Source organism: Curtobacterium sp. B8, assembly GCF_000333315.1.
GTDB lineage: Bacteria > Actinomycetota > Actinomycetes > Actinomycetales > Microbacteriaceae > Curtobacterium > Curtobacterium luteum.
This window is the reverse complement of record NZ_BACW01000618.1, coordinates 1-4,115: the sequence shown is the minus strand read 5'-3', so window position 1 is coordinate 4,115 and position 4,115 is coordinate 1. Positions and strand designations below refer to the sequence as shown.

Annotated in this window: 5 protein-coding genes; all 5 read right to left on the bottom strand. The window is 73.2% G+C overall.

Going from position 1 to position 4,115, the window contains the following annotated elements; translation table 11 throughout:
- The coding region (locus I59_RS23225; RefSeq protein WP_042726856.1) for a hypothetical protein at positions 1 to 182 on the bottom strand (182 nt) is incomplete at its 3' end.
- A gap of 15 nt (positions 183 to 197) precedes the next feature.
- Positions 198 to 1,724 (bottom strand): ribosome biogenesis GTPase Der, encoded by a 1,527-nt coding sequence (gene der, locus I59_RS16670; RefSeq protein ID WP_022904847.1) that lies wholly within the window; start codon positions 1,722 to 1,724, stop codon positions 198 to 200.
- A 40-nt stretch (positions 1,725 to 1,764) separates the two neighbouring features.
- Positions 1,765 to 2,451, bottom strand: a complete 687-nt coding sequence (gene cmk, locus I59_RS16665; RefSeq protein WP_031274240.1) for a (d)CMP kinase — start codon at positions 2,449 to 2,451, stop codon at positions 1,765 to 1,767.
- A 182-nt stretch (positions 2,452 to 2,633) separates the two neighbouring features.
- On the bottom strand, positions 2,634 to 3,758 hold the full coding sequence (locus I59_RS16660; RefSeq protein ID WP_022904845.1) for a prephenate dehydrogenase: 1,125 nt from the start codon (positions 3,756 to 3,758) through the stop codon (positions 2,634 to 2,636).
- An 83-nt stretch (positions 3,759 to 3,841) separates the two neighbouring features.
- Positions 3,842 to 4,115, bottom strand: a 274-nt coding sequence (locus tag I59_RS23000) for a hypothetical protein (protein WP_042726855.1), incomplete at its 5' end; no start/stop codon positions are given.

Below are 4,115 nucleotides of genomic sequence, written 5' to 3'. Positions count from 1 at the left end.
GGCGCGGTCGGGTCGACTCCGGCGTCGACCGGCGTCGCCGCGGGCGTGCTCGTGCGGTGCGGATCGTCCGGCGGGCGCGAGGACACGACCGCCAGGGCCGCACCCGCCACCACGAACGCGACGACACCCGCCGCCAGGGCCACCCGTCGCGGGGTGGCCCGTCGGCGGCGGGCGTCGGACATCGCGGTGCCGGTCGGCTAGCGCTTCCGCCGCTCGCGGACCCGCATGTTGACGTTGATCGGCGTACCCGCGAAGCCCCAGACCTCGCGGAGGCGTCGGGTGATGAACCGGCGGTACTGCGGGTCGAGGAAGCCGGTCGTGAACAGCACGAACGTCGGCGGCTGGCTCGACGCCTGCGTGCCGAAGAGGATGCGCGGCTGCTTGCCCCCGCGGACCGGGTGCGGGTGCTCCTGGACGAGCTCGGCGATGAAGGCGTTGACCTTGCCGGTCGGGATGCGGGTGTCCCACGAGTCGAGGGCGGTCTCGAGCGCCGGCACGAGCTTCTCGAGGTGCCGACCCGTGCGCGCCGAGATGTTGACGCGCGGCGCCCACGCGACGTGCGCGAGGTCCTGCTCGATCTCGCGCTCCAGGTAGCGACGGCGGTCGTCGTCGAGGAGGTCCCACTTGTTGTACGCGAGCACCAGCGCACGGCCCGACTCGAGCACGAGGTCGATGATGCGGAGGTCCTGCACGGAGATCGGCTCGGTGACGTCGAGGACGACCACGGCGACCTCGGCCTTCTCGAGCGCCGCGGTGGTGCGGAGCGACGCGTAGAAGTCGGCGCCCTGCTGCAGGTGGACGCGCTTCCGGATGCCGGCGGTGTCGACGAAGCGCCACACCCGCCCGCCGAGCTCGACCTGCTCGTCCACCGGGTCGCGGGTGGTGCCGGACAGTTCGTTCACGACGACCCGCTCCTCACCGGCGGCCTTGTTGAGCAGCGAGCTCTTGCCGACGTTCGGGCGGCCGAGGATCGCGACGCGACGTGGGCCGCCGACCTCCTGCTTGGCGACCGCGGACGTGTCCGGCAGGGTCTTCACGATGAGGTCGAGGAGGTCCGCGACGCCGCGGCCGTGCAGCGCCGAGACCGGGTGCGGCTCGCCGAGGCCGAGGTTCCAGAGCTCGTAGGCGTCGAGGTCGCGGCGGTCGTCGTCGGACTTGTTCGCCACGACGATGACCGGACGGTCGGTGCCGCGGAGCATCTTCACGACGTGCTCGTCGGTGGCGGTGATGCCGACCGTGACGTCCACGACGAAGAGCACCGCGTCGGCGAGGTCGATCGCGACCTCGGCCTGCGCGGCCACCGAGGCGTTGATGCCCTTGGCGTCGGGCTCCCACCCGCCGGTGTCGACGAGCGTGAAGCGCTTGTCGTTCCACTCGGCCTTGTAGCTCACCCGGTCGCGCGTGACGCCCGGGGTGTCCTGCACGACTGCCTCGCGGCGGCCGAGGATGCGGTTAACGAGCTGCGACTTGCCGACGTTCGGCCGACCGACGATCGCGAGGACCGGCAGTGCCGGCAGGAAGTAGGTGCCGTCCTCGCCGATCTGCCCCGCTTCGAGGAGCGCGAGGTCCTCGTCGTCGAGCTCGTAATCCTCGAGGCCGGCGCGGAGCGCGGTCGTCCGCTGCTCCGCCTCGGTGTCGTCGAGTCCGGCGAGCCGCTCGCCGAGGGCGGCGTCGTACTCGGGGAATTCGTCGTTCGCCGGGTTGTCGTTGTCCAGCTGCGCCATGGTGTGGGTTCCTCGCGTGCGGCGCGGTGGCCGCGGGTGATCAGTTCGTGGCCGTGCTTCGGGCCAGCTCGACGACCGCCTGCACGGTCTGGTCGAAGTCGAGGTCGGTGGAGTCGAGCGTCGTGACGCCGTCCGCGGCGTTCATGAAGTCGACGACCTTCGCGTCCGCGGCGTCCCGACGGGCGAGTGCAGCGGAGGTCTCGGCGGCCGACTGGGTCGTGACCTCGGCCGAGCGCCTGGCCATCCTAACCGACTCGTCCGCGGTCAGCAGGATGCGGACCTCGGCGTCGGGTGCGACCACGGTGGTGATGTCGCGTCCTTCGGTGATGATGCCCCGGGCGTCCGCGCGGCGCATGACCTGGCGGAAGAGCTGGACGAGCCGCTGCCGGACCTCGGGCAGCTTGGCGATGTGGGCGACCGCGGCCGTGACCTCGGGCGTGCGGATCGCGTCCGTGACGTCGGTGCCGGCCACGCGGACGAAGTAGTCGTCCGGGTCGGTGCCGATCTCGTAGTCGAACGTGTCCCAGCTCGCGAGCACGGCCCGGGCGTCGTCGAGGTCGACCTGCTGCTGCAGGGCGTGCCAGGCGAGCGCACGGTAGGCCGCCCCGGTGTCCTGGTACCCGAAGCCGAGCGCGCGGGCCGCAGCCCGGGAGACGCTCGACTTGCCGCTGCCCGCCGGCCCGTCGACCGCGATGACGAACTTCGCGACGAAGGCGCCGTCGGGCAGGCCCGACGGCACCGGCGCGCTGGTCGAACCCGGCTCGCCGCCGCCCTGGCCGTCGAGGCCGCCGGCGAGGTCGCCGCCGCCGAGGGGCCCTGGCTGGTCGCCCGGGGCCGGGAGCCCGGAGTCGGGACCGTCCGGGCCGCCCGTGACCCCGGAGTCCTGCACTGGTCGGTTCGTGTCGTCGTTCAGGCCCATGCTGCTGCGATCCTCCATCCGCGCTCCTCGAGTCGCTCGACGAGTCGCTGTTCCTGCTCGGGCACGACCGACACCTCGACGATGCCGATCTGCGCGCCCGGTGAGTGCTCGAGGCGCATGTCCTCGAGGTTGATGCCGATCTCCCCGATGAACGTGAGGAGCGCGGCGATCTGCCCGGGGGTGTCGTCGACGAGGACGACGACCTGGGCGAAGCGCTTCGAGGTGCCGTGCTTCCCCGGCAGCCGTTCGACCCCGCGGTTGCCCGCCGCGATCGCCTCGGCCAGGGTACGCGGGGAGCCCGAGGCGTGCGGGTCGTCGAGGGCCGCGAGCACCCGGTCGAGGTCGTCGCGGAGGTCGGCGAGCACCGGACGGATCCGTGTGGCGTTCGCGCCGATGATCTGCACCCAGAGCCCCGGGTCGCTCGCGGCGATCCGGGTCACGTCGCGGACGCCGCCACCCGCGAGCCCGAGCGACTCGTCGGGGGCGTCACGCAGGCGGGCAGCCATGAGGGTCGAGACGAGCTGGGGCGTGTGCGAGACGTACGCCACCGCGAGGTCGTGCGACTCGGGATCCATCGGCACCACCGTCGCACCGAGGTCGAGCGCCAGGTCCTCCACCACGGCGGCGCGCTGGTAGGTGATGTCGTCGTGCCCGGCGATCACCCACGGCTGTCCGACGAAGAGGTCGGCGCGCGCGGCGGTCGGCCCGCTGCGCTCCCGTCCGGCCATCGGGTGCGAGCCGATGTACCGCGAGACGTCGGCCCCGGCGGCCCGCAGTGCTGCGAGCGGACCGGACTTCACGCTCGCGACGTCCGTCACGACGGCGTCCGGGTAGGCCGTGAGCTCCCGCTCGACGACGGTCGCGACGACGTCCGGCGGGACCGCCACGACGACGAGCTCGGGGGCGTCACCCGCCGCTGGGGGCCGACCAGCGCCGTAGTCGACGGCGAGCGCCAGGGCGGCGGGCGACACGTCGTCGAGGACCACGTCGACGCCCTGCTCGCGGAGCGCCAGACCGATCGAGGCGCCGAGGAGCCCGGCGCCGACGATGCGCACGGGTCCGCGGAGCCGCCGGTGGATGTCAGGTCCGGCGAGCGGGGCGGGGGCGTCGGTCACCCGCCAAGCCTACCGACCACGCCCAGCGGCACCCCGAACGTCGATCGTGCGGGGTGCCGCTGTCCTCGGGTACCGGGTCGGGTTCAGCGACCCGGCCAGCGCGTGGTGAAGCGCAGCTCGACGGGTGCGTTCACCGCGTCGGTGACCCGCACGTGGCTGGCGCCCTCGCGGAGCGGGAGGGTCTGCTGCCACGCCCCGTACGCGTCCACCTGGAACCCGCGCACCGTGCCGTCGCGGAGGTCCACGATGCCGCCGTACGCGCCGGGCGCCGCCGTCCCGCTGAACCGCACGCCCGGGTTCGTGAAGTCGGGGTCGGCGTCGACGGTGCTGCCCTCGGTCGGCGTGGTGATGCGAGCT

Bases quoted from the DNA above. Each gene is read 5' to 3' on its own strand.
- der (WP_022904847.1), bottom strand. From the start codon at position 1,724: ATGGCGCAGCTGGACAACGACAACCCGGCGAACGACGAATTCCCCGAG.